The sequence below is a fragment of the Leclercia sp. M-A074-M genome (assembly GCF_965195605.1).
In the GTDB taxonomy this organism is placed as follows: domain Bacteria; phylum Pseudomonadota; class Gammaproteobacteria; order Enterobacterales; family Enterobacteriaceae; genus Enterobacter.
Genome location: NZ_CBDAHM010000003.1, coordinates 211,453 through 233,437, shown reverse-complemented (window position 1 = coordinate 233,437; position 21,985 = coordinate 211,453). Strand labels below are relative to the sequence as shown.

At 56.5% G+C, this 21,985-nt stretch carries 20 protein-coding genes and 1 riboswitch; of the genes, 12 read left to right on the top strand and 8 right to left on the bottom strand.

Going from position 1 to position 21,985, the window contains the following annotated elements; all coding sequences use genetic code 11:
* Nucleotides 1-339: 339 nt before the first annotated feature.
* From ACOKCT_RS07820 to ACOKCT_RS07810, 3 genes are read left to right on the top strand one after another with little or no spacing between them, the layout of a single operon-like run.
* Nucleotides 340-1,479, top strand: a complete 1,140-nt coding sequence (locus ACOKCT_RS07820) for a polysaccharide export protein (protein WP_156654886.1) — start codon at nucleotides 340-342, stop codon at nucleotides 1,477-1,479.
* On the top strand, nucleotides 1,479-1,943 hold the full coding sequence (locus ACOKCT_RS07815; RefSeq protein ID WP_103180270.1) for a protein tyrosine phosphatase: 465 nt from the start codon (nucleotides 1,479-1,481) through the stop codon (nucleotides 1,941-1,943). The genes ACOKCT_RS07820 and ACOKCT_RS07815 overlap by 1 nt, the downstream gene beginning before the upstream one ends.
* Nucleotides 1,925-4,126 carry a polysaccharide biosynthesis tyrosine autokinase gene (locus ACOKCT_RS07810; protein ID WP_159339579.1) on the top strand — a complete coding sequence of 734 codons (2,202 nt, stop codon included), beginning with the start codon at nucleotides 1,925-1,927 and terminating at the stop codon, nucleotides 4,124-4,126. Before ACOKCT_RS07815 ends, ACOKCT_RS07810 begins: the two co-directional genes overlap by 19 nt.
* A gap of 42 nt (nucleotides 4,127-4,168) precedes the next feature.
* Here the strand turns inward: ACOKCT_RS07810 and ACOKCT_RS07805 are convergent, their stop codons facing one another.
* The 3 genes from ACOKCT_RS07805 to ACOKCT_RS07795 all read right to left on the bottom strand — a co-directional run bounded on the left by ACOKCT_RS07805 (nucleotide 4,169) and on the right by ACOKCT_RS07795 (nucleotide 7,740).
* Nucleotides 4,169-5,635 carry a pyridoxal phosphate-dependent decarboxylase family protein gene (locus ACOKCT_RS07805; RefSeq protein ID WP_103180267.1) on the bottom strand — a complete coding sequence of 489 codons (1,467 nt, stop codon included), beginning with the start codon at nucleotides 5,633-5,635 and terminating at the stop codon, nucleotides 4,169-4,171.
* Between the two features lie 18 nt (nucleotides 5,636-5,653).
* Nucleotides 5,654-7,036: a diaminobutyrate--2-oxoglutarate transaminase gene (locus ACOKCT_RS07800; RefSeq protein ID WP_156654884.1), complete on the bottom strand. Its 1,383-nt coding sequence runs from the start codon at nucleotides 7,034-7,036 to the stop codon at nucleotides 5,654-5,656.
* 242 nt (nucleotides 7,037-7,278) lie between these two features.
* On the bottom strand, nucleotides 7,279-7,740 hold the full coding sequence (locus ACOKCT_RS07795) for a hypothetical protein (RefSeq protein ID WP_103180263.1): 462 nt from the start codon (nucleotides 7,738-7,740) through the stop codon (nucleotides 7,279-7,281).
* A 333-nt stretch (nucleotides 7,741-8,073) separates the two neighbouring features.
* Nucleotides 8,074-8,170, top strand: a riboswitch (TPP riboswitch).
* Between the two features lie 35 nt (nucleotides 8,171-8,205).
* Here ACOKCT_RS07795 and thiM point away from each other — a divergent pair.
* The 9 genes from thiM to ACOKCT_RS07750 all read left to right on the top strand — a co-directional run bounded on the left by thiM (nucleotide 8,206) and on the right by ACOKCT_RS07750 (nucleotide 17,615).
* Entirely contained in the window at nucleotides 8,206-8,976 is a 771-nt protein-coding gene (gene thiM, locus ACOKCT_RS07790; RefSeq protein ID WP_420193346.1) for a hydroxyethylthiazole kinase, read from the top strand.
* The gene (thiD, locus tag ACOKCT_RS07785; RefSeq protein WP_156239338.1) at nucleotides 8,973-9,773 is read left to right on the top strand and encodes a bifunctional hydroxymethylpyrimidine kinase/phosphomethylpyrimidine kinase; all 801 of its coding nucleotides are present in this window, start codon (nucleotides 8,973-8,975) and stop codon (nucleotides 9,771-9,773) included. The genes thiM and thiD overlap by 4 nt, the downstream gene beginning before the upstream one ends.
* A 118-nt stretch (nucleotides 9,774-9,891) precedes the next feature.
* A complete protein-coding gene (gene fbaB, locus ACOKCT_RS07780; RefSeq protein WP_103180254.1) occupies nucleotides 9,892-10,944 on the top strand; it encodes a class I fructose-bisphosphate aldolase in 1,053 nt (350 codons plus the stop codon).
* A gap of 309 nt (nucleotides 10,945-11,253) precedes the next feature.
* Nucleotides 11,254-12,408 carry a mandelate racemase family protein gene (locus ACOKCT_RS07775; RefSeq protein WP_103180253.1) on the top strand — a complete coding sequence of 385 codons (1,155 nt, stop codon included), beginning with the start codon at nucleotides 11,254-11,256 and terminating at the stop codon, nucleotides 12,406-12,408.
* A 36-nt stretch (nucleotides 12,409-12,444) separates the two neighbouring features.
* Nucleotides 12,445-14,061: an ABC transporter substrate-binding protein gene (locus tag ACOKCT_RS07770; protein ID WP_290503208.1), complete on the top strand. Its 1,617-nt coding sequence runs from the start codon at nucleotides 12,445-12,447 to the stop codon at nucleotides 14,059-14,061.
* Nucleotides 14,058-15,095 (top strand): ABC transporter permease, encoded by a 1,038-nt coding sequence (locus ACOKCT_RS07765; RefSeq protein ID WP_103180251.1) that lies wholly within the window; start codon nucleotides 14,058-14,060, stop codon nucleotides 15,093-15,095. The genes ACOKCT_RS07770 and ACOKCT_RS07765 overlap by 4 nt, the downstream gene beginning before the upstream one ends.
* Complete coding sequence (locus ACOKCT_RS07760; protein ID WP_103180250.1) at nucleotides 15,092-15,997, top strand: ABC transporter permease; 906 nt, start codon at nucleotides 15,092-15,094, stop codon at nucleotides 15,995-15,997. The genes ACOKCT_RS07765 and ACOKCT_RS07760 overlap by 4 nt, the downstream gene beginning before the upstream one ends.
* Nucleotides 15,969-16,832: an ABC transporter ATP-binding protein gene (locus tag ACOKCT_RS07755; RefSeq protein ID WP_103181111.1), complete on the top strand. Its 864-nt coding sequence runs from the start codon at nucleotides 15,969-15,971 to the stop codon at nucleotides 16,830-16,832. Before ACOKCT_RS07760 ends, ACOKCT_RS07755 begins: the two co-directional genes overlap by 29 nt.
* Before the next feature lie 9 nt (nucleotides 16,833-16,841).
* Nucleotides 16,842-17,615: an ABC transporter ATP-binding protein gene (locus ACOKCT_RS07750; protein ID WP_103180249.1), complete on the top strand. Its 774-nt coding sequence runs from the start codon at nucleotides 16,842-16,844 to the stop codon at nucleotides 17,613-17,615.
* An 85-nt stretch (nucleotides 17,616-17,700) separates the two neighbouring features.
* On the opposite strand, the gene yegS is transcribed toward ACOKCT_RS07750, so the two are convergent.
* The 5 genes from yegS to ycgZ all read right to left on the bottom strand — a co-directional run bounded on the left by yegS (nucleotide 17,701) and on the right by ycgZ (nucleotide 21,972).
* The gene (gene yegS, locus ACOKCT_RS07745; RefSeq protein ID WP_159339571.1) at nucleotides 17,701-18,600 is read right to left on the bottom strand and encodes a lipid kinase YegS; all 900 of its coding nucleotides are present in this window, start codon (nucleotides 18,598-18,600) and stop codon (nucleotides 17,701-17,703) included.
* A gap of 825 nt (nucleotides 18,601-19,425) precedes the next feature.
* Nucleotides 19,426-20,787 (bottom strand): tRNA 5-hydroxyuridine modification protein YegQ, encoded by a 1,362-nt coding sequence (gene yegQ / locus ACOKCT_RS07740; protein ID WP_103180245.1) that lies wholly within the window; start codon nucleotides 20,785-20,787, stop codon nucleotides 19,426-19,428.
* 172 nt (nucleotides 20,788-20,959) lie between these two features.
* The gene (locus ACOKCT_RS07735; RefSeq protein WP_103180244.1) at nucleotides 20,960-21,238 is read right to left on the bottom strand and encodes a biofilm development regulator YmgB/AriR family protein; all 279 of its coding nucleotides are present in this window, start codon (nucleotides 21,236-21,238) and stop codon (nucleotides 20,960-20,962) included.
* Nucleotides 21,239-21,277: 39 nt separating this feature from the next.
* Entirely contained in the window at nucleotides 21,278-21,595 is a 318-nt protein-coding gene (locus tag ACOKCT_RS07730) for a hypothetical protein (RefSeq protein WP_156654881.1), read from the bottom strand.
* Between the two features lie 137 nt (nucleotides 21,596-21,732).
* The gene (gene ycgZ, locus ACOKCT_RS07725; RefSeq protein WP_103180242.1) at nucleotides 21,733-21,972 is read right to left on the bottom strand and encodes a regulatory protein YcgZ; all 240 of its coding nucleotides are present in this window, start codon (nucleotides 21,970-21,972) and stop codon (nucleotides 21,733-21,735) included.
* Nucleotides 21,973-21,985: the final 13 nt, after the last annotated feature.

Sequence of the window (21,985 nt, the reverse complement as noted above, 5' to 3'; positions counted from 1 at the left end):
GTGAATTTATTTCCTGATTTAGATTTATAGTGTTTATCTTTCTTTTTATAAATTCTTAAATCACTGCCTTCAGACATAATAGTCGTCAACGTGCTATGTTATTTTTTCTGTGGAATGTTTATGATGCCTTTTGATTAATTTGTGCTGTTTTTGATTTGCTTTTTTTAAAAGATATCAACAGACAATCTCCAGTACGGCCAGTGTTTTTTTATTAGGTTATTTTTCTGTAACTCTCTGACTATAGTTAATATTTTTAAATTTAATAATGTAGCAAATTTAATGAGAGCTACAGGGAAATGCGTGGGCATTTAACGGAATATAATAGAGCACCTCTTATTAATGACAATACCACTCCGCACCAGTGTAAGTTTTATTTGCGCGCTATTATTGACAGGCTGCACCATTACGCCTGGCCAGCATATAAATACTTCCGGGAAAAATAATATTGCGGTTACTGACAATCCATATGATTTAAATAAAAAAATGGATGTCTGGCCATTAACGCCCTCCGTGATTGAACAGCTTCGCACAAGCCAGGTGAAATCTCAGGCAAATCCGAATCTGGATGAGCAATTAAAGCACTGGGAGTACCGTATCGGCCCCGGAGATGTGCTGATGATCACCGTCTGGGATCACCCTGAACTTACAACCCCTGCCGGGCAGTACCGTAGCGCAAGCGACACCGGAAACTGGGTCGGCGCAGACGGAACGCTCTTTTATCCTTACGTCGGTAAACTGCACGTGGCCGGAAAAACGCTCGCCCAGGTGCGCGAAGAGATCACCGCCCGCCTGGACAGAGTGATTGAAAGCCCGCAGGTTGACGTCAGTATCGCGGCGTTTCGTTCGCAAAAAGCCTACGTTACTGGCGAAGTGGTAAAGTCAGGGCAGCAGCCAATTACCAATATTCCGCTGACCATTATGGATGCGATCAATGCGGCGGGTGGCCTCTCCCCGGACGCGGACTGGCGAAATGTGGTACTGACGCACAAGGGTAAGGACACCCGGATCTCACTCTATGCCCTGATGCAGCACGGGGACCTGACGCAAAACAGGTTGCTGTGGCCGGGGGATATTCTGTTTGTACCACGCAATGATGCCTTGAAAGTTTTTGTCATGGGTGAAGTGGTGAAACAGAGCACCCTCAAGATGGATCGCAGCGGCATGACGCTGGCAGAAGCCCTGGCGAACGCGGGTGGCCTGAACCAAAGCATGGCCGATGCGACCGGTATCTTCGTCATTCGCTCCAACGGCAACAACAGTCAGGACGGCAAAATCGCGCGTATCTATCAACTCGATGCCCGCGATGCGTCTGCGATGGTGCTTGGCACAGAATTTCAGCTCCAGCCCTACGATATCGTCTATGTCACCACCGCGCCTGTCTCACGCTGGAACCGGGTATTGACGCAGCTGGTGCCGACGATCAGCGGCGTGCATGATCTGACCGAAACAGTGCGCTTCATTAAATCGTGGCCTGAATAATGATCCGATCCATTCTGGTGATTTGTACGGGAAATGTTTGCCGTTCCCCGATTGGCGAGCGGCTGTTACAGCAACAGCTCCCCTCGTTAACCATCGCATCCGCAGGTATCCGCGCGCTTGCCGGGTACCCGGCGGATCGCTATGCGCAAAAAATTGCTGCCAGGCATGGCCTGTCGCTGGCGGATCATGTTGCACGGCCGCTGACGATAGCAATGATGCGGGAATACGATCTGCTTCTTGCCATGGAGTCAGATCAAATAAACCGGATCTCGCTTATCGCCCCTGAGGTGCGTGGCAAAGCCTTGCTGTTTGGGCAATGGCTGAGGGAACAGGAGATACCCGATCCGTACGGCAAAAGCATGGAAGCTTTTGAATATGTTTTTCGCCTGCTTGGCGAAGCAAGCCAGGAATGGGCCAACCGACTTACCGTTAAGGGATTACGTACATGTCGTCGAACATTGTAAATACTCAGGGTCAGGCTGATAGCCAACATGAGCTTGATCTGGCACGTCTTCTGGGAGAGTTAATCGATCATCGCGTGGCTATTCTCGGCATTACGCTAATTTTTGCGCTCTTCGGAACGTTATACGCACTCTTTGCATCACCGGTCTATCTTGCCGATGCGATGGTGCAAATAGAAAATAAGCAGCAGAACAGTATTCTCAAAACCTTAAATCAGCTGACACCGGCGCTTTCACCAGATTCCAGCGCCGAAATTCAAATACTAAAATCGCGAATGATCCTGGGTGAAACGGTGGAAGCGCTGCGCTTACGCGATGAAATCACTCAGGTTCGCCTGCCGCTGATAGGCAAAGCATGGGCGAAGCTGACTGGTCAACCCGACGGCACATTGATTCTGGATAATCTGACGCTTCCCGAAACCGCGGGCGAGCCGATTATTTTGACCTTGACCGCTGAAGTTAAAGGCCGTTTTCTGCTGGAAGGAGAGGGTATCAGCGCGCACGGCACGGTAGGTAGACCATTGCAGCATGGCGGGGTGAGCATTACCGTTCGTGAATTGTCAGCACCGCCTGGCACGCAATTCCGGGTTCGGCAACGTGGCCCACTGGAAGTGATAAATGCCCTGAGCCGTCAGTTTAGCGTGACAGAGCAGGGCAAAGAGAGCGGGATCCTGATGCTGAGTCTGACAGGCCACGATCCTGTGCAGATTAAAAACACGCTCAATCATATCATGCACAATTATCTGCAGCAGAATATTGCCCGCCAGGCCGCACAGGATTCACAGAGCCTCGTCTTTCTGCAACGCCAGCTGCCGCTGGTGCGGCAAGAGCTGGAGCAGGCCGAGGAGCGTCTCAATACCTATCGTAAACAGCGGGACTCGGTGGATTTAACCCTGGAAGCCAAGTCAGTGCTGGAACAGATTGTTAACGTTGACAATCAGCTGAATGAGCTTACTTTCCGCGAGGCGGAGGTCTCTCAGCACTTTAAAAAAGACCACCCCACCTATCGGGCGCTGCGTGAAAAGCGGCAGACTTTAGAGAGCGAACGTGAACGACTGAACAAACGTGTTGAGACGATGCCGTCTACGCAGCAGCAGGTTTTGCGCCTTAGCCGCGACGTGGATACCAATCGGGCGGTTTATCTTCAGCTTCTGACCCGTCAGCAGGAGCTCAATATCTCCCGCTCCAGCACGATTGGCAATGCGCGCATTATCGACTCGGCAGCCACAAACCCTGGGCCTATCAAGCCGCGCAAGGCGTTAATTGTCGCTTTTATGACCCTGTTCGGATTCTTTATCTCTGCCGCTGGCGTGCTGGCAAAAGCAGCGTTACGACGCGGCATTAACGCACCGGAACAACTTGAAAAAGAGGGTATTAACGTTTATGCCACCTTGCCCCATTCGGTCTGGCTGCACAGCAAAACCCGGGTGGGCAACCGCTATTTCTTCCACTGCTCCAGGCGGCATAAAATCAAAGATGTGCCATTCTTGCCCGTCGACAGGCCGCTGGATAATTTTGTCGAAGCCGTGCGCGGATTACGCACCAGCCTGCACTTCGCGATGATGGATGCCGTAAATAATATTCTCATGTTCAGCGGCCCGACTCAGGACTGCGGTAAAACACTGGTCAGTACCTCACTGGCGGCGCTGGTGACGCAGGTTGATAAACGGGTGCTGTTTATTGATGCTGATATGCGTAAAGGCTACGTGCATAACATCTTTGGGTTGCGCAATGATGCCGGTTTGTCGGATGTACTGTCAGGTAAAGTGACCTTCCAGGCGGCGATTCAGACTTACACCAGCGGACAGTTTGATGTCGTGACCTGCGGGCAGTATCCGCCTAATCCTTCAGAGCTGCTAACGCACGATCGTTTTCGTGAATTCATGACCTGGGCCAGCGAACAGTACGACATAGTGATTGTCGACGCTCCGCCGGTTCTGGCGGTCACCGATGCTGCGCTGGTAGGTCGGATCGCTGGCTCTACCCTGCTGGTAGCCCGGTTTAACGTGACCAGCGTTCGCGAGATGGAGGTCAGCCAGCACCGTTTACAGCAGATGGGGGTCAACATCAAAGGGGCAATTCTGAACGACGTCGTGAAATCGGCGGCCAGCTATTATGCTTCCGGTTACAATGCTTATGGTTATTCTGCCGGACAGCACGAAAACGAGAAGAGTAAAGCGAGATAACGAAAGAGAGACCCGGCAGCGAACGCTGCCGGGTGGGACAACTTACTTAGCCAGCAGCTCGTTCGCCGTGCGTTCCACCAGTGACAGCAGGACTTTAACATCCTCCAGGGTCACAATTGGGTTCAGCAGGGTCAGCTTCAGGCAGGTGACACCGTTATGCTCGGTAACACCCACGTTAGCGCGGCCTGATTCCAGCAGGGCATCGCCAATCTTCTGGTTGAGCAGCGCGATGGCCGCGTCATCCAGCTGATGCTCCGGACGGAAACGGAACAGAACGCTCGCCAGCTGCGGCGGCATGACCAGTTCCAGTCGCGGCTGCTCAGTGACATACGCCGCAACCTGTTGGGCCATGGTGACACCGTGATCGATGATCTCAGCGTATTTCTTCTCGCCCAGCGCTTCCAGGCTCATCCACAGCTTCAGCGCGTCAAAGCGACGGGTGGTCTGCAGGGATTTGGACACCAGGTTTGGTACGCCAGCCTCTTCGTCGAACTCAGAGTTCAGGTACGCCGCCTGATAGCGCATCAGCTCATAGTGACGCGCCTCTTTCAGCAGGAACGCCCCGCAGCTGATGGTCTGGAAGAACTGCTTGTGGAAGTCCAGAGTAACGGAATCCACCAGCTCGATACCGTCGAGGTAATCGCGATACTTCTCGGACATCAGCAGCGCGCCGCCCCATGCCGCATCGACGTGAACCCAGATATTCTGCTTCGCCGCCAGCTCTGCAATCGCACGCAGCGGATCGATAGCACCCGCATCGGTGGTTCCTGCGGTGGCAACGATCGCCAGAATCTGTTCGCCGTTGGCATTGCACTGCTCAATTTTCGCGGCCAGATCGTTAAGATCCATGCGCGAACATTCGTCAGTTTTTACCTGGATAACGGACTGGTAGCCGAGGCCCATCAGCGCCATGTTCTTCTGCACAGAGAAGTGCGCGCTCTCGGAGCAGAGCACACGGATCTTACGCAGATCGCCCACCAGACCATCCTGCTGGACGGAGTGGCCCTGACGCGCAAAGAAGGCATCGCGCGCCAACATCAGACCCATCATGTTGCTCTGGGTGCCGCCGCTGGTGAAGACCCCAGCGTCGCCCGCCTGGTAACCCAGGCGGGTACGCAGCCACTCGATCAGTTTTATCTCGATAATGGTCGCGGACGGGCTCTGATCCCAGGAGTCCATGCTCTGGTTAGTGGCGTTGATCATTACTTCCGCCGCCTGGCTTACCACCAGGCTCGGGCAGTGCAGATGCGCCACACACTGCGGATGATGCACCGCCAGGCTGTCTTTCAGGAAATATTCAACGGCACGCTCGATAGCAGTTTCGTTGCCCAGCCCTTCCGGACTGAATTCCAGGTTGATACGCTCGCGCAGTTCGGCGACCGTTTTACCCTGGTACATTTCCGGCTGTTTCAGCCACTGCATGACCGCCTGGGTGCTCTGCTCGATCGCCTGCTGGTAGGCTTCGATGCTTTGCGCCGAGGACGACAAAATCGGGTTTAAATCTGACATTCTATCCATTGTCTCCGGTTAAACTGGGCGAACGCCCGCAGCAAGCAGCGCCTGCTCAAATTTGTCCAGGAACACATTCAGCTCCTGATCGCTGATCAGCAGGGAAGGCAGCAGACGCACAACGTTACCGTTACGGCCGCCACGCTCCAGAATCAGGCCCGCTTCGAAGCACTTCTTCTGGATCAGCGCAGCGAGCTCGCCGTCGCCCGGGAAGCAGCCCATATGGTCGGCAGCTTCGTGCGGTTTAACGATCTCGATGCCGATCATCATGCCCAGACCGCGCACGTGACCGATAACCGGATAGCGTTTCTGCAGCTCAACCAGCTTCGCTTTCAGCCACTCGCCCTGGGCGGCAACTTTATCAGCGATGTTCTGCTCTTTGAGGATCTGCAGGGTGGTGAGGCCAGTAGCCATCGCCAGCTGGTTGCCACGGAAAGTACCGGTATGGTGACCCGGAGACCAGGCATCGAACTGCTTTTTGATACCCAGAACGGCCAGCGGCAGACCGCCGCCTACAGCTTTGGACATCACCACGATGTCTGGCTGAATACCTGCGTGTTCGAAGGCGAAGAATTTACCGGTACGGGCAAAGCCAGCCTGAACTTCGTCGAGGATCAGCAGAATGCCGTGCTCTTCAGTCACTTTACGGATGCGCTGCAGCCATTCAACCGGCGCCGGGTTCACACCGCCTTCGCCCTGGACCGCTTCCAGGATCACGGCAGCAGGTTTACGCACGCCGCTTTCCACGTCGTTGATCAGGTTTTCGAAGTAGTAGGTCAGCGCTTTCACGCCCGCTTCACCACCGATACCCAGCGGGCAGCGGTACTGGTGTGGGTAAGGCATGAACTGGACTTCAGGCATCATGCCGTCAACCGCTTCTTTCGGAGAGAGGTTGCCGGTTACAGACAGTGCGCCGTGGGTCATGCCGTGATAAGCACCGGAGAAGCTGATAATGCCGCTGCGGCCAGTTACTTTTTTCGCCAGCTTCAGCGCGGCTTCAACGGCGTCTGCACCGGATGGGCCGGTAAACTGCAGGCAGTACTCTTTACCCTGACCTGGCAGCAAGGAGAGCAGGTATTCTGAGAACGCGTCTTTTAACGGCGTAGTCAGATCCAGGGTATGTAACGGCAAGCCGCTGGTAATGACACTTTGAATGCTTTTCAGCACATCAGGATGGTTATGACCCAGCGCCAGCGTTCCCGCACCGGCCAGGCAATCAAGATACTCTTTATTATCCGCATCGGTGATCCACACCCCTTCCGCCTTCGTAATAGCTAAAGGCAGTTTGCGCGGATAACTCCTGACATTGGATTCCATTTCGGCCTGACGGGCCAGATAGGTTTCGTTGGTTTTGAAAGAAGAAGCATTCAAAGTATCAATACGGACTTTATCCGTCATCATATCACTCCTACAACCGCAGCTCAGCACGTGGCTCCGATTGAATAATTAATGAAAAAAATGAGAAGGGCCTCAAAAAACGCGGCCAATATAGAGCCTTTTTGCCCGGGGCTCAATGGTTAATTGTTTATCGTTTTGTAACGCGCGTTGAATCAACGCGCGTAAGGCGTAACCCCGCATGGTAGCTGAGGTTTTGTGGGGGGCGCTTCGTGTAAAAAAGAGGGGCGTTTTAGAATACTTTTGGACTACTTTTGAACGACGTTCAGAATGCCGTTGTCGCGCCCATGGGTTTTATTCCACGAGGCATCGGTCACGCCGTCCGCATCCAGTGAGATCGACAGGACGTAACCTGCGCCTCTGACTTCGTAGAAGTTAGCATTAAAGCGTTTCACCGTGGCTTTTTTGCCGTTGATGGTCGCCTGGGTAAAGCCGTTATTGATGCTGGCTTTGATACCGTTGGCGCTAAATGACGCTTCACGCAGCGGGTCGGCAACGTGTGCCGCCTGACCGTGTTGTACGGCTTCATGCGCATTCTCGAGGGCCTGTTTTTCCGCCGCGGCATTGATGGCGGCCTGACGGTTCTGGTCGGCAACGTAGCAGGCGTCGCGGCTTACGCCTTTGGCCTGACACTGCGCCAAGCGCTGCTCTTCTGAGACGCAGCCCGCAAGAAGCGTAGCCACTATCCCGACTAACAGAATCTTTTTCATACATTAACCTTAAATAAGTTGAGGAACCGATATTCCCCGGGGTTGATAAGTTCATTATTGTTGGTCTGGCCATTCTTTGCGTGCGTCTATAATAGAAACGCAGCGATGGCTCGGGATGACTATCGCGGAAGAGATGCGTTATCAGGTTGACGGAGATCACATTTAGCACGAATAGCTAAAAACTTGAGAGTTATCCTGGCTGAAGGTTATCCGGAGGTCAGAAAATGGTTTTGCAGATGTAAGCCGGGTGGTGACGGGAATGTAGTAAAGAGGGGCCAGAAAGGATCTTGCTATTGCCAGACGCATCCTCTACGCTGCCTCCATTACAGTATGTAATTTGACTCGGGGTGCCCTTCTTTGTGAAGGCTGAGAAATACCCGTACCACCTGATCTGGATAATGCCAGCGTAGGGAAGTCAGATGCCCTCCGGGCTATCGCTTCTTCGCGCAAGGCAGGAGCGATACCATGCAGCCTGACCTGCTTAATCTACACGCCTTACACCATTTCCGAACCCGTTCTCCGCTGACCCACTGCATGACCAACGACGTGGTGCAGACCTTTACCGCCAATGTCCTGCTGGCCCTTGGTGCATCACCGGCCATGGTGATTGAAGCCGAAGAGGCGGAACAATTCTCTGCGATTGCTGATGCCTTACTGATTAACGTCGGGACGTTAACCGCGCCCCGCGCCCAGGCGATGCGCCGGGCCATTGAAAGCGCGGTGGCGGCGGACAAGCCCTGGACGCTCGATCCGGTAGCCGTTGGTGCGCTGGCGTACCGCACCCGTTTTTGCCAGCAAATTCTCACCCTGAAACCGGCGGCCATTCGCGGCAATGCCTCGGAAATTCTCGCGCTCGCCGGGATGAGCGCGGGCGGGCGCGGGGTGGACACCACCGACACGGCGGCCAGCGCGCTGCCCGCTGCCCAGGCTCTGGCGCGGCAAACCAATGCGATTGTGGTGGTGACGGGGGAGGTGGATTACGTCACTGACGGACTGCGCACCCAGACCCTGACGGGGGGCGACCCGATGATGACCCGGGTGGTGGGCACCGGCTGTGCGCTGTCGGCGGTGGTGGCGGCCAGCTGTTCGCTGCCGGGTGACCGGCTGGATAACATCGCGGCGGCCTGTGGCTGGATGAAACGGGCCGGTACCCTTGCGGCTGCTCAAAGCCGCGGGCCGGGCAGTTTTGCGGCAGCGTTCCTTGATGCCCTGTGGGCACTGGGGGCACAGCGATGAAACGCATTAATGCCCTGACCATTGCCGGTACCGACCCCAGCGGCGGCGCTGGCATCCAGGCTGACCTGAAAACCTTCTCCGCGCTCGGCGCATACGGCTGCTCGGTGATCACCGCCCTGGTAGCCCAGAATACCCGGGGGGTGCAGTCGGTCTATCGCATTGAGCCTGATTTTGTAGCGGCGCAGCTGGAGTCGGTGTTCAGCGATGTGCGCATCGACACCACCAAAATTGGCATGCTGGCGGAGGCCGATATCGTCGAGGCCGTCGCGGAGCAGCTCCTGCGTCATCAGGTTAAAAACGTGGTACTGGATACGGTGATGCTGGCGAAAAGTGGCGATCCGCTCCTTTCACCTTCCGCCGTCGATACGCTGCGTAAGAAACTGCTGCCGCAGGTGGCGCTCATTACCCCTAACTTACCCGAAGCCGCGGCGTTGCTGGATGCGCCCCATGCCCGCAATGAGCAGGAGATGAAAGCCCAGGGCGATGCCCTGCTGGCGATGGGGTGTGAAGCGGTGCTGATGAAGGGCGGGCATCTGGACGATCCTGAAAGCCCCGACTGGCTGTTCACCCGGGATGGAACCCTGCGTTTTACCGCCCCGCGCATCAATACTAAAAATACCCACGGCACCGGCTGTACGCTCTCGGCCGCGCTGGCTGCGCTGCGCCCGCGGCATGATAGCTGGGCGGATACGGTGCGCGAGGCCAAAGCCTGGCTCTCCTGCGCGCTGGCAGAGGCGGACACGCTGGAAGTGGGGCAGGGCATTGGTCCGGTCCACCATTTCCATGCCTGGTGGTGAAGGTTAGCGCTTATCGCTGGAAAAATCGCCACCCACGGACCAGGCTTAGGGAGCTCGCAATCCTGTGAGCCTGGAGAAAACATGCCGACAGCCCGTCGGCACTAAGGGGAGCAAAACTATGACTGATATTGCGCAGTTGCTTGGCAAAGATGCCGAAAGCCTGTTACAGCATCGTTGTATGACCATTCCAGCCGACCAGCTCTATCTGCCTGGCCACGACTACGTTGACCGCGTGATGGTCGACAACAACCGCCCGCCAGCGGTACTGCGAAATATGCAGACCCTGTATAACACCGGGCGTCTGGGGGGAACCGGCTATCTGTCGATCCTGCCGGTGGACCAGGGGGTGGAGCACTCGGCCGGGGCGTCGTTTGCCGCTAACCCGCTCTATTTCGATCCGAAGAATATCGTCGAGCTGGCGATCGAGGCGGGCTGTAACTGCGTGGCCTCCACCTATGGCGTGCTGGCCTCGGTCTCGCGACGTTATGCCCACCGCATCCCGTTCCTCGTCAAGCTCAACCACAACGAAACCCTGAGCTACCCTACCGAATATGATCAGACCCTGTATGCCAGCGTCGAGCAGGCGTTCAACATGGGTGCGGTAGCGGTAGGGGCGACCATCTATTTCGGCTCGGAGCAGTCGCGCCGCCAGATAGAAGAGATCTCCGCCGCCTTCGAGCGTGCCCATGAGCTGGGCATGGTGACGGTGCTGTGGGCCTATCTGCGTAACCCGGCCTTCAATAAAGACGGCACGGATTACCACGTCTCTGCCGATTTAACCGGGCAGGCCAACCATCTGGCGGCCACCATCGGGGCGGATATCGTTAAGCAGAAAATGGCCGAGAACAACGGCGGCTATACGGCGGTCAAGTTTGGCTATACCGACGATCGGGTCTACAGCAAACTGACCAGCGATAACCCCATCGACCTGGTGCGCTACCAGCTGGCGAACTGCTATATGGGCCGCGCGGGGCTGATCAACTCAGGCGGTGCGGCAGGAGGCGAGACCGATCTCACCGATGCGGTGCGCACGGCTGTGATCAATAAACGCGCGGGCGGTATGGGGCTGATCCTTGGCCGTAAGGCGTTTAAAAAATCGATGGCCGACGGCGTGAAGCTGATTAACGCCGTGCAGGACGTCTATCTCGATAAAAAAGTCACTATCGCCTAGCCATTCTGCCCCTCTTCCGTTGGAAGAGGGGCAGATGCCGGGCGGCACTTTATTTGCCCGGCCTACAGCGACGAGAACTGCTAACGAAACCTTGTTTCATTTCATTCAAATCACCCTTCCGATCCACTTCACATTTCCCCTCTCTTTTGTGAAAAGTATCACTCCCTCCCGTGCAGATGCACAAAAAATGGTCAGCGCTTAGCGGAATTTGTCTAAGGCAGTGGACGAATTTTGCGCTTAAAGTTAGTTTCGAAACAGCTTTTCAAAATGAAAGAACACGCTGAACCTACGCCGTTTTAAGGACAAAAAATGAAAATCGAATCTGTAAACGTCACCGTCTTTCAGTATCCCACCCGCCGGGTCTCTGACAGCGCCGGACATTCCCATCCGGGACCGGAAAGCCTGGCGAAAATGGCGATGCTGACCATTACCGCAGACGATGGCACTAAAGGGTACGCCTTTGCACCGCCGGAAGTGGTGCGCCCCTTTGTGGTCAATACCTTCTTCCGTAAGGTGCTGATCGGCCAGGATGCGTTTAATCGCGAAAAGATCTGGCAGGAGCTGGCGCACTGGCAGCGCGGCAGCGCTCATCAGCTGACCGAGCGCGCGCTGGGCTTTGTCGAGCAGGCGCTGTGGGATCTGATTGGCCGCAAGCTGAATATGCCGGTGTGGAAACTCCTCGGCGGCTATCGCGATAAAGTCCCCGCCTACGGCAGTACCATGTGCGGCGATGACCTGCCGGGCGGTCTCTCCACCCCGGAAGAGTACGCCAGCTTCGCGGAAAAACTGGTTGCCCGCGGCTACAAAGCGATCAAGCTCCACACCTGGATGCCGCCAGTCTCTTTCGCCCCCAACCCGAAGATGGATATCAAAGCCTGCGCCGCGGTGCGTGAAGCGGTCGGGCCGGATATCGACCTGATGATCGACGGCTACCACTGGTACAGCCGCGCGGAAGCACTGTGGATCGGTAAGGAGCTGGAAAAACTCAATTTCGCCTGGTTTGAAGAGCCGATGGAAGAGGAGAGCATGGCCTCCTATGCCTGGCTGGCGGAAAACCTCTCCATTCCGATTATCGGGCCGGAAAGCCTGGGCGGTAAACACCACAGCCGCGCCGACTGGGTTAGAGCCGGGGCGTGCGACATCCTGCGCGCCGGTGCCAATGGCGTGGGCGGCATTTCGCCAACCCTGAAAGTGGCCAACCTGGCCGAATCATTTGGTATGGACTGCGAAGTGCACGGCAACGGCGCGGCGAGCCTGGCGGTGATTGGCGCGATCAAGAACTGCCGCTGGTACGAGCGCGGACTGCTGCACCCGTTCCTCGATTACGATGAGCCAGCTGCGTACCTGCACAGCCTGATCGACCCGATGGATGATGAGGGCATGGTCAGCCTGCCGACGCGCCCGGGACTCGGCGAAGAGATTAATTTTGCGTATATCGAAGCCAATACCGTCAGCCACGACTGATAAATAAAACTTCTACCCTACAAACGGTATACACAGATGAAGAAAAACTCCCTCACGAGGGCGTGTTTACTCGCGCTCTCGCTGATGATGGGGAGCGGTGCGGCGTACGCGAAAACGCCGCCCGATCAGCTCATCATCGGTATGAATATGAACAACCTGCTGACCCTCGATCCGGCCGCGATGACCGGCAACGAGGTGGTGGGCATTGTGGTCAATCTCTACGATTCGCTGGTGGAACTGGATCCTAACACGCTCACCAACGTCAAACCGGCGCTGGCGAAATCATGGGATATCTCGCCGGACGGCAAAACCCTGACCTTCCACCTGCGCGATAACGTCACCTTCCACTCCGGTAACCCGCTGACCGCCGAAGACGTGGTGTGGTCCATGCGCCGCCTGCTGCACCTCAACCTCGCTCAGGCCTCGGTATGGAAATCTTACGGTTTCAGTAAGAAGAACATCGACCAGCAGATTAAGGCCCTGGATGACTACACCGTGCAGCTCACCTTGCCTAAGGCCAACGATCCACAGCTGGTGATTTACTCCCTGGGGGCGCTGGGCAACCTTGGCGTGCTGGACCGCAAAACGGTGCTCGGCCACGAGGTGAACAACGACTGGGGCAACCGCTGGCTCACCACCAACGAAGCCGGATCCGGACCGTTTATGCTGGAGACCTGGCAGGCAAAAGATGTGCTGCGCATGCAGCGCAATCCGCACTACTGGCGCGAAGAGCCGAAGATGAACCGCGTGGTGTTGCGCCACTTCCAGGAGTCGCAAACCCTGCGCCTGATGGTGGAGAAAGGCGATCTGGATATCGCCAGCAACATGGCGGTGGCTGACATCAACGCCCTGCGCAAGGATCCGCAGCTCACCGTCGAAGCCGTGCAAAAGGGCACGGTCTACTACGTGGCGATGAGCATGAAGGAGAAACACTTCGCCAACCCGAAAGTGCGCGAGGCGGTGCGCTATCTCATTGACTATCAGGGTATCAACAAGGCGCTGATGCCGGGCTATGGCGTGCTGCACCAGCGGCCCATCAAAGCGGGAATGCCGTCGACGCTGCCGGATCCGGGCTACAAACTTGATATTCCGCGCGCCAGAAAGCTGCTGGCGGAGGCGGGCTATCCGGAAGGTTTTGACACCACCCTGCGGGTGCTGGCGGATCAGCCGTTCCTCAATATCGCCATCGCCGTACAGTCCACCCTGATGCAGGCGGGTATCAACGCCAAAATCATTACCGGCACCGGGAATCAGATCTACGGCGCGATGCGCGAGCGTAAGTTCGACATGCTGGTGGGGCGCGGCGGCAGCGGCGTGGAGCCGCACCCGCACTCCAGCCTGCGCGCGCTGGTCTATAACCCGGACAACAGCGATGAAGCCCGGTTGACAAACTTCCAGGGCTGGCGCACCAGTTTTTACGACAAAACGCTGAACGAGATGATCGATAAAGCGCTGCTGGAGCGCGATCCGCAAAAACAGATCGCCGACTATCAGCAGATTCAGGTGCGTTACGACCAGTTGATCCCGGCGCTGATCCCGCTCTCCCAGATGGTCGATTCGGTGGTGGTGCGTAACGAGGTGAAAAACTTCCAGTCGCATCCCTCCGCCACCACCTTCCTGCGGGAAGTCTACAAAACCGGAGGTGAAAAATGAGTGTTGCGATCCTCGCCCCAGGCTCCCGCACCCGGCGTTTTTCAAAACGCCTGACCCAGGTACTGGTGACCCTGTTCGGCCTGCTGGTGCTGACCTTTTTCATTGGCCGCGTCATGCCGGTCGACCCGGTGCTGGCCATTGTCGGCCCGGATGCGGACCACAGCACCTATCAGCAGGTCTATCAACAGCTGGGCTTCGATAAATCCCTGCTGACCCAGTTCGGGATCTACCTCAATAACCTGCTGCACGGCGATTTTGGCAATGCCCTGCTGACCGGCAAACCGGTGCTGGATGATATTCTGCGCGTCTTCCCGGCCACCCTGGAGCTGGCAACCATGGCGATTATTGTCGGCGCCGGTTTAGGGATCCCGCTTGGGGTGCTGGCGGCCGCGCGCCGTAACAGCGTCTCGGATTATGTGGTACGCATCATCAGCCTGGCCGGGTACTCCACGCCAATCTTCTGGGTGGGAATGATGGGGCTGCTGCTGTTCTACGCCTGGCTTGGCTGGGTAGGGGGCGCCGGACGGCTGGATTTAGGGCTGGATGGCCTGGTGCCGCGTCGCACCGGACTGATGACCGTCGATGCCCTGCTGGCGGGTAATAGCGCGGTCTTCTGGAACGCCATTAACCATCTGGTGCTGCCCGCCTCGCTGCTGGGCTTCCACTCCCTGGCTTACATTAGCCGCATGACCCGCAGCTTTATGCTGGCCCAGCTGTCGCAGGAGTTCATTATCACCGCCCGGGTAAAAGGCTTAACCGAGCGCCAGGTGATCTGGAACCATGCGTTTCGCAACATCCTCGTGCAGCTGCTGACGGTGGTGGCGCTGGCCTACGGCTCATTGCTGGAAGGGGCGGTGCTGATTGAAACCGTCTTCTCCTGGCCGGGCTTTGGCTCCTATCTCACCGGCAGCCTGCTGCTGGGGGATATGAATGCGGTGATGGGCTGCGTGCTGCTGGTGGGGATGATCTTCGTGATGCTCAATCTGCTCTCCGACATGCTGTATCAACTCTTTGACCCGAGGACGAAATCATGACCGTTTCTCTGGATACACCGCTGCGCGCTTCCCGCAGCGAAGGGCGCCAGCGTCTGGCGCGGATGGCCCGCCGCACCTTTGGGTTTGCCGGGCAGATGGCGCGTAACCCGCTGACGGCCATTGGCGGCGGCATTATTCTGCTGCTGTTGATCGTGGCGGCCTTCGCGCCCTGGATCGCCCCGTACAACCCGCTGGTGCAGGATCTCAACAACGCCCTGGTGGCGCCGAACGCGCAGCACTGGTTCGGCACTGACGAATTTGGCCGGGATATCTTCAGCCGCCTGGTCTACGGCTCGCGCATCACGCTCTATATCGTACTGCTGGTGTCGGTCACCGTTGGCCCGCTGGGGCTGCTGCTGGGTGTTACCGCCGGCTACTTTGGCGGCAAGGTGGATGCGGTCCTGATGCGCGTCACCGATATCTTTATCTCTTTCCCGAGCCTGGTGCTGGCGCTGGCGTTTGTCGCAGCGCTCGGCCCGGGGCTGGAACATGTGGTGATCGCCATTACGCTCACCGCCTGGCCGCCGATAGCCCGACTGGCTCGCGCTGAAACCCTGTCGTTACGCCAGGCCGACTTTATCTCCGCCGTGCGTCTGCAGGGGGCCTCCCCGGTACGGGTGCTGTGGCGCCACATCGTGCCGCTGTGCCTGCCGTCGGTGATTATCCGTATCACCATGAATATGGCCGGGATCATCCTGACCGCTGCCGGGCTGGGCTTCCTCGGCCTTGGCGCGCAGCCGCCGGAGCCGGAGTGGGGGGCGATGATCTCCAGCGGCCGCACCTACATGATGGAGTGCTGGTGGGTGGTGACAATTCCGGGGCTGGCGATCCTGATTAACAGCCTGGCGTTCAACTTCTTAGGAGATGGCTTACGTGACATCCTCGATCCTCGCAGCGCCTGATGCGCCGCTGCTCGACGTGCGCGATCTGCACGTCGATTTTATCAACGGACGCGCGGTCACCCACGCGGTGCGCGGCGTCTCCTTTCAGCTCGGGCGCGAGAAGCTGGCGATTGTCGGTGAGTCGGGCTCCGGGAAATCCACCGTCGGGCGGGCGCTGCTGCGCCTGCACCCGGCAAAGGCGCAGATCACTGCCACCCGAATGCAGTTTGGCGATGTCGATTTACGCAGCGTCAGCGAGGCGCAGATGCGCGGCATCCGCGGCAAGCGCATCTCGATGATCATGCAGGATCCGAAGTACTCCCTGAACCCGGTGGTCTGCGTTGGGGATCAGATTGCCGAGGCCTGGCTGACTCATCATCCTGGGCGTAAGGCCGAGGCGAAAGCCAAAGTGCTGGAGATGCTCGATGTAGTGCGCATTCGCCAGCCGGAGCGGGTCTATCAGCTCTATCCGCATGAGATCTCCGGCGGGCAGGGGCAGCGCATCATGATCGCCATGATGCTGATCACCGACCCGGAGCTGGTGATTGCCGATGAGCCGACGTCAGCGCTGGACGTCTCGGTGCGGCTACAGGTGCTGGGCCTGCTGGACGATTTAGTCCAGTCCCGCGGGCTGGGGCTGATCTTTATCAGTCACGATATCAACCTGGTGCGCAGCTTCTGTGACCGGGTGCTGGTGATGTACGCCGGGCGGGTGGTGGAGTCCATCGCCGCCCACGATCTGCACAACGCGAAGCACCCCTACACGCAGGGGTTGATCAATGCCCTGCCTGAGATGAATCACCGCCGTCCGGTGCTGCCGGTGTTGCAGCGCCAGGCCAGCTGGCTGACCGAATAAGGAGCGAAGATGATCGAGGTAAAAAACCTGAATCTGGCTTTTGGTGAAGGGGAAAAACGCAGCCAGGTTCTGTACGACGTCAATATCAGCGTGCAGCCAGGGGAGATTTATGGCCTGGTAGGGGAGTCGGGTTCCGGTAAAACCACGGTGTTAAAGTGCCTGGCAGGATTATTCACCCACTGGGAGGGGGCGCTGGCGATTAACGGCCAGGCGCTGGAGCGGCGCATCAGCCCGCAACGCTGCCGTCTGGTGCAGATGGTATTTCAGGACCCGTACGGTTCGCTGCACCCCCGGCACACCATCGGCGATATTCTGGAAGAGCCGCTGCAAATTCACGGCATCAACGACCGGGAGCGACGTATTCACGGCTTGCTGGACAAGGTTGGTCTCAATCGCGCTTTCCGCGACCGCTACCCGCATCAGCTCTCCGGCGGCCAGCGCCAGCGCGTGGCCATTGCCAGGGCACTGATCCTGGAGCCGCAGGTGCTGTTGCTGGATGAACCTACCTCAGCGCTGGACGTCTCGGTACAGGCAGAAATCTTAAACCTGTTGGCGGAACTGCAGCGCGAGTCGAAACTCACCTACCTGATGGTGACCCATGACCTGGGGGTGATCGCCCATCTCTGCCAGAAGGTGGCGGTGATGCAGTACGGCAAAATTCTGGAAACGCTGACGGTGGATGACCTGGTGGCGGGGCAGGCTAAAACCGATTACACCCGAATGCTGGTCAGCGCCAGCCAGCAGTACAGCCGCGAGATGGCGAGGGAGGTGGCGGTCTATTAGTGCGGTCTGTTTGCCGGGTGGCGGCTTCGCCTTACCCGGCCTACAAAACCCGTAGACTCGCGCAAGCGCAGCGCCGCCGGGCAACTCAGCGCAGAAGCGGACAGTCCGGCGGCAACCGACAATTGAGCGCCCCCGGCAAAAGGGCGATGTGGAAGTGGTCCCCGCTCAGCGGCTCGCCATCCAGGTTAAAGGTCATGCCGTGCGGCGCCTGAATTTCGAACCACGCCGACTCGCCATCCACAAGATGCGGGCTCTCTTCCGCTTTGGTCAGAGTAGTGAACAGGGCAGGCAGTAGCTCATCGCCAGTGATGATACGCACCCCGAGCAGCCCGTCATTGATCAGCGCCTCCGGGCAAAGCTGCTGACCGCCGCCTGCCTGACGGCCATTGCCGATGCCAATCACCAGGGCGTTACCCTGCCAGTGGAAGTTCTCGCCGCGGATTTCGCACAGATCGGGTTTCAGGGTATCTAATCGCGCCAGACCATGGATCAGGTACGAGACCCCACCCAATGCCGCTTTCAGTTTTTCCGGGGTTTCGCTGGTAATACGGGTGCCAAATCCCCCCGTCGCCATATTGATAAAGCAGGTTTTGTCGTTGACCCGGGCAATATCTACCGCCGTGGCTTTTCCGGCGATAGCCAACTGCAGGGCTTTATCGAGCGCCTCCGGGATGCCTGCGCTGGTGGCAAAATCGTTCGCTGTGCCGAGGGGCAGTATACCCAGCGCGGGACGGTGATCGCCCTGCAGATTAATTAATGCGGACGCCACCTCGTTAATGGTGCCATCACCACCGCCCGCAATGACCGTCTCGACGCCAAGCGTGCGGGCTTCATTGATATAGCGTGCCGCGTCGCCTTTTTCCCAGGTGACGCGCACGTGGATTTGAACGCCTTCGTCGCGTAACAGTGTAACCGCCTCGCGCAAAAGATCGTTGCCCGCGCTTTTACCATTGAGAATTAATAAACTTGCCGGATAGGTCGCCATCCACGTTGCTCCTGTGCTGATCTTCAAGAAGTGTATCGCAGCGCGGAGAAAAGCGGGTAAGAAGAGGACGAAAGGCGAAAAATTAAATGAGTGGCGATCCTAAGTTTGCGCCACTCGGTCAGGATATTAAGACGTTATCGCGCCATAGGGACATAATGCAAAGACGCAGTCGCGACGATGCATACAGCGGGTGATCAGCGCCCCCTCATTGCCAGGGCAGCCGGAACTTTTCAGAAATGATGACCAAAGCGTGGGGTTATAAGGGAATGTACGAAGAATGTTTAGTGCTCTGATTTTACCGTCGATAACAATACCGAAGGGACTTGTCACAAGGACCGAGCCGACGCTGATAAAATAATCTCCCTTGTACCAGATTATCAGCCTGAGATTTTTAACGGTGAGTACATGTATAAAAATTGTTCCAGTACGAGGGCAAACCATCCTTTTTTCAACCACCCAGTACATATTTCCTCCTTCTCCTTAAGTGAAATTTCCTTCATAAGAAGAATAGCATCAGACATGTTTATGAATAACCTGACTTTAATAAATTGATAAATTAAGTCACTTCCCGGCGAAAAAAGAAAGAAATTTACGTTAAGGGCGGGCTTTGAGGTCGTTACGATACTGGGTAGAAAAAAGAAGGGGTTTTTAGACAAAAAAATTAGCCTGCGTAAGGGAGATTACTCAGGCTAAGGAGGTGGTTCCTGGTACAGCTAGCATTTATGGGTTATGTTTTTCAGCGTTGGCAATAATACCCTCATCAAACGCAGCGGTATGTGATCGAATTCTAAGAATCATCTCATACCAAAAAATAACCCGCTTTCATTACTTAACGTGCGGCGCCTGGGTATTTTCGCCGTTAAAATTACGCATCAGTAACGCATAATCCAGGGCAATCTCTTCCGGGACCGGCAGCCAGACGGTATGTCCATCTCCCGGTGCGACGGTGACCGACTCGCCTTTGCCATTCACCATATGCTCCAGGGTAAAGTTGATATTGCCCTGCGGGGTCATCAACTCCAGGCTGTTGCCTACGAGGAACTTGTTTTTAACCGCCACCGCCGCAAGGTTGCCCTTGCGCTCGCCGGTGAACTCGCCGACAAACTGCTGGCGTTCAGAAACCGAGTGGCCATATTCATAGTTCTGGTAATCGTCATGGGTATGGCGTCGCAGGAAGCCTTCGGTATAACCGCGGTGCGCCAGCCCTTCCAGCGTTTGCAACAGGGTACTGTCGAACGGTTTACCTGCAGCCGCATCGTCAATCGCCTGGCGATAAACCTGGGCGGTACGCGCGCAGTAGTAATAGGACTTGGTGCGGCCTTCGATTTTAAGGGAGTGCACACCCATCTGGGTGAGGCGCTCCACGTGGGCAATGGCACGCAGATCTTTGGAGTTCATAATATAGGTGCCGTGCTCGTCTTCGAACGCGGTCATGTATTCACCCGGGCGCTGGGCCTCTTCAATCATAAACACGCTGTCGGTCGGAGCCCCGATACCCAGCGTCGGTTCAATATTTTGCACCGGAATAGGCTCGTGCTTATGCACGATATTGCCTACCTCATCCTGCTTACCTTCCTGAACGTTATACTCCCAGCGGCAGGCGTTGGTGCAGGTGCCCTGGTTCGGGTCACGCTTGTTGATATACCCGGAGAGCAGGCAGCGGCCAGAGTAGGCCATGCACAACGCGCCGTGAACGAATATCTCCAGCTCCATGTCTGGCACCTGGGTGCGGATCTCTTCGATCTCTTCCAGCGACAGCTCGCGGGACAATATCACGCGGGTCAGCCCCATCTGCTTCCAGAATTTCACCGTCGCCCAGTTTACGGCGTTGGCCTGTACCGAGAGATGAATGTCCATCTCCGGGAAGTGCTCCCGCACCAGCATGATCAAACCCGGGTCCGACATGATCAACGCGTCTGGCCCCATCTCCACCACCGGCTTCAGGTCACGGATAAACGTTTTCAGCTTGGCGTTATGCGGCGCGATGTTGACCACCACGTAGAATTTTTTACCCTGCGCGTGGGCTTCGTTGATGCCGAGCTGCAGATTCTCATGGTTAAATTCATTATTACGCACGCGCAGGGAGTAGCGCGGCTGGCCCGCATAAACGGCATCGGCGCCGTAGGCGAAAGCGTAACGCATATTTTTCAGCGTTCCCGCCGGGGAGAGGAGTTCCGGTTTAAACATGTTCGTTCTCGTTCTGATGACAGGTCAGATGCGCGCACAAGGTGGGCGCCGGGAGGAGATCCCATACATTAAGGGCGGGCATTGTAGCGCTGCGGGAAGGGGAGGTAAACCATTGAGTGAGTAAACGCCGACGGCAGGACAGTACCGTCGGCATCAGCTCAGGCGTGGGGAATCAGAGGTCGTCCTGGGTGTGATCGACAATGATTTCCAGGGTCTTACGAATGACATCGGCACGGACAACGTCGCGCGTCGATTCAATTTCGCGGATCAAACGTAAAATAATCGCTTTGTTAGTCAGCGGTTCCTTCGCATCCAGAATGGCACCCGTTACAGTCTGAAGCAGCGCCCACTCTTCGGCCAGCAAACCGCCAGCACTGCGAAAGTAGTTGGACAATGCAGCATTGGGCAGTTCGTCGTAAAAATCATTATTCTGGAGCATAGCCTGGCTCATAGTGTCACACCGGTTCAGTTATATAAGTTAATTATGCAGTTAATGCTTATTTCTGTTGGCTTGCGGGCTATTGCCAAACAGAGGATAGACATTGCTGCTGCTGTGTCGACCATCCGTGTCCCACGCCTGTTGTTCACTTTGGTTATTACGCCGGGCGCTCCCTTTTCCATCATTGGAAATTTCCAGAATAATTTGGGAAAGCGCATTCCGGCGCTGCCCGTCCTGCTCTACCGATAACATCTGCTGCAGCCTCTCCAGCAACAGCTTCATGCTGATGGGGCCATTATCTTTCAGTAAAGAAAACGTGGCTTCGCCAATAAGTTCATCAGTCAGTCGTTCATGGTCACTTCTGTTCATAACTACGTCTCTGTCGCCGCATCTTCCTGCCAGGAGAGAAGCGGCATAAAGTCAGTCTGTGGCGACAGTATAAAAAAACTGTTGCAAAGAAAAAACTGACTCAAAAAACAAGGTAATCAGCTGCTGTGGCGTATCGCTTAACGTTCAAACAGCAGGCCAACCAGAGTTTGATATCGGCTCTCCTCTTCCCGATCCGACGCCTGTTCCATGCGGTGAAGAAGACGGGTACAAATCGCCTTTCGGTTAAGGATTTTTCCTTCCCGTAGAATTTCAACCACAATTTGACCCAGCGTCTCCTGCTGGGAGGGCTGGTTTGCTTTGTTAAAGTACTGGGCAATGGCATTGGCTGTGTTCGGTGTGTACCCGTTCTCGCGCATATGTCACTCCTGA

What these genes read in the sequence shown, in the direction of transcription:
- ACOKCT_RS07820 (WP_156654886.1), top strand. Translation starts at nt 340, where the DNA reads ATGACAATACCACTCCGCACCAGTGTAAGTTTTATTTGCGCGCTATTA.
- ACOKCT_RS07815 (WP_103180270.1), top strand. Translation starts at nt 1,479, where the DNA reads ATGATCCGATCCATTCTGGTGATTTGTACGGGAAATGTTTGCCGTTCC.
- ACOKCT_RS07810 (WP_159339579.1), top strand. Translation starts at nt 1,925, where the DNA reads ATGTCGTCGAACATTGTAAATACTCAGGGTCAGGCTGATAGCCAACAT.
- ACOKCT_RS07805 (WP_103180267.1), bottom strand. Translation starts at nt 5,635, where the DNA reads ATGTCAGATTTAAACCCGATTTTGTCGTCCTCGGCGCAAAGCATCGAA.
- ACOKCT_RS07800 (WP_156654884.1), bottom strand. Translation starts at nt 7,036, where the DNA reads ATGATGACGGATAAAGTCCGTATTGATACTTTGAATGCTTCTTCTTTC.
- ACOKCT_RS07795 (WP_103180263.1), bottom strand. Translation starts at nt 7,740, where the DNA reads ATGAAAAAGATTCTGTTAGTCGGGATAGTGGCTACGCTTCTTGCGGGC.
- thiM (WP_420193346.1), top strand. Translation starts at nt 8,206, where the DNA reads ATGCAGCCTGACCTGCTTAATCTACACGCCTTACACCATTTCCGAACC.
- thiD (WP_156239338.1), top strand. Translation starts at nt 8,973, where the DNA reads ATGAAACGCATTAATGCCCTGACCATTGCCGGTACCGACCCCAGCGGC.
- fbaB (WP_103180254.1), top strand. Translation starts at nt 9,892, where the DNA reads ATGACTGATATTGCGCAGTTGCTTGGCAAAGATGCCGAAAGCCTGTTA.
- ACOKCT_RS07775 (WP_103180253.1), top strand. Translation starts at nt 11,254, where the DNA reads ATGAAAATCGAATCTGTAAACGTCACCGTCTTTCAGTATCCCACCCGC.
- ACOKCT_RS07770 (WP_290503208.1), top strand. Translation starts at nt 12,445, where the DNA reads ATGAAGAAAAACTCCCTCACGAGGGCGTGTTTACTCGCGCTCTCGCTG.
- ACOKCT_RS07765 (WP_103180251.1), top strand. Translation starts at nt 14,058, where the DNA reads ATGAGTGTTGCGATCCTCGCCCCAGGCTCCCGCACCCGGCGTTTTTCA.
- ACOKCT_RS07760 (WP_103180250.1), top strand. Translation starts at nt 15,092, where the DNA reads ATGACCGTTTCTCTGGATACACCGCTGCGCGCTTCCCGCAGCGAAGGG.
- ACOKCT_RS07750 (WP_103180249.1), top strand. Translation starts at nt 16,842, where the DNA reads ATGATCGAGGTAAAAAACCTGAATCTGGCTTTTGGTGAAGGGGAAAAA.
- yegS (WP_159339571.1), bottom strand. Translation starts at nt 18,600, where the DNA reads ATGGCGACCTATCCGGCAAGTTTATTAATTCTCAATGGTAAAAGCGCG.
- yegQ (WP_103180245.1), bottom strand. Translation starts at nt 20,787, where the DNA reads ATGTTTAAACCGGAACTCCTCTCCCCGGCGGGAACGCTGAAAAATATG.
- ACOKCT_RS07735 (WP_103180244.1), bottom strand. Translation starts at nt 21,238, where the DNA reads ATGAGCCAGGCTATGCTCCAGAATAATGATTTTTACGACGAACTGCCC.
- ACOKCT_RS07730 (WP_156654881.1), bottom strand. Translation starts at nt 21,595, where the DNA reads ATGAACAGAAGTGACCATGAACGACTGACTGATGAACTTATTGGCGAA.
- ycgZ (WP_103180242.1), bottom strand. Translation starts at nt 21,972, where the DNA reads ATGCGCGAGAACGGGTACACACCGAACACAGCCAATGCCATTGCCCAG.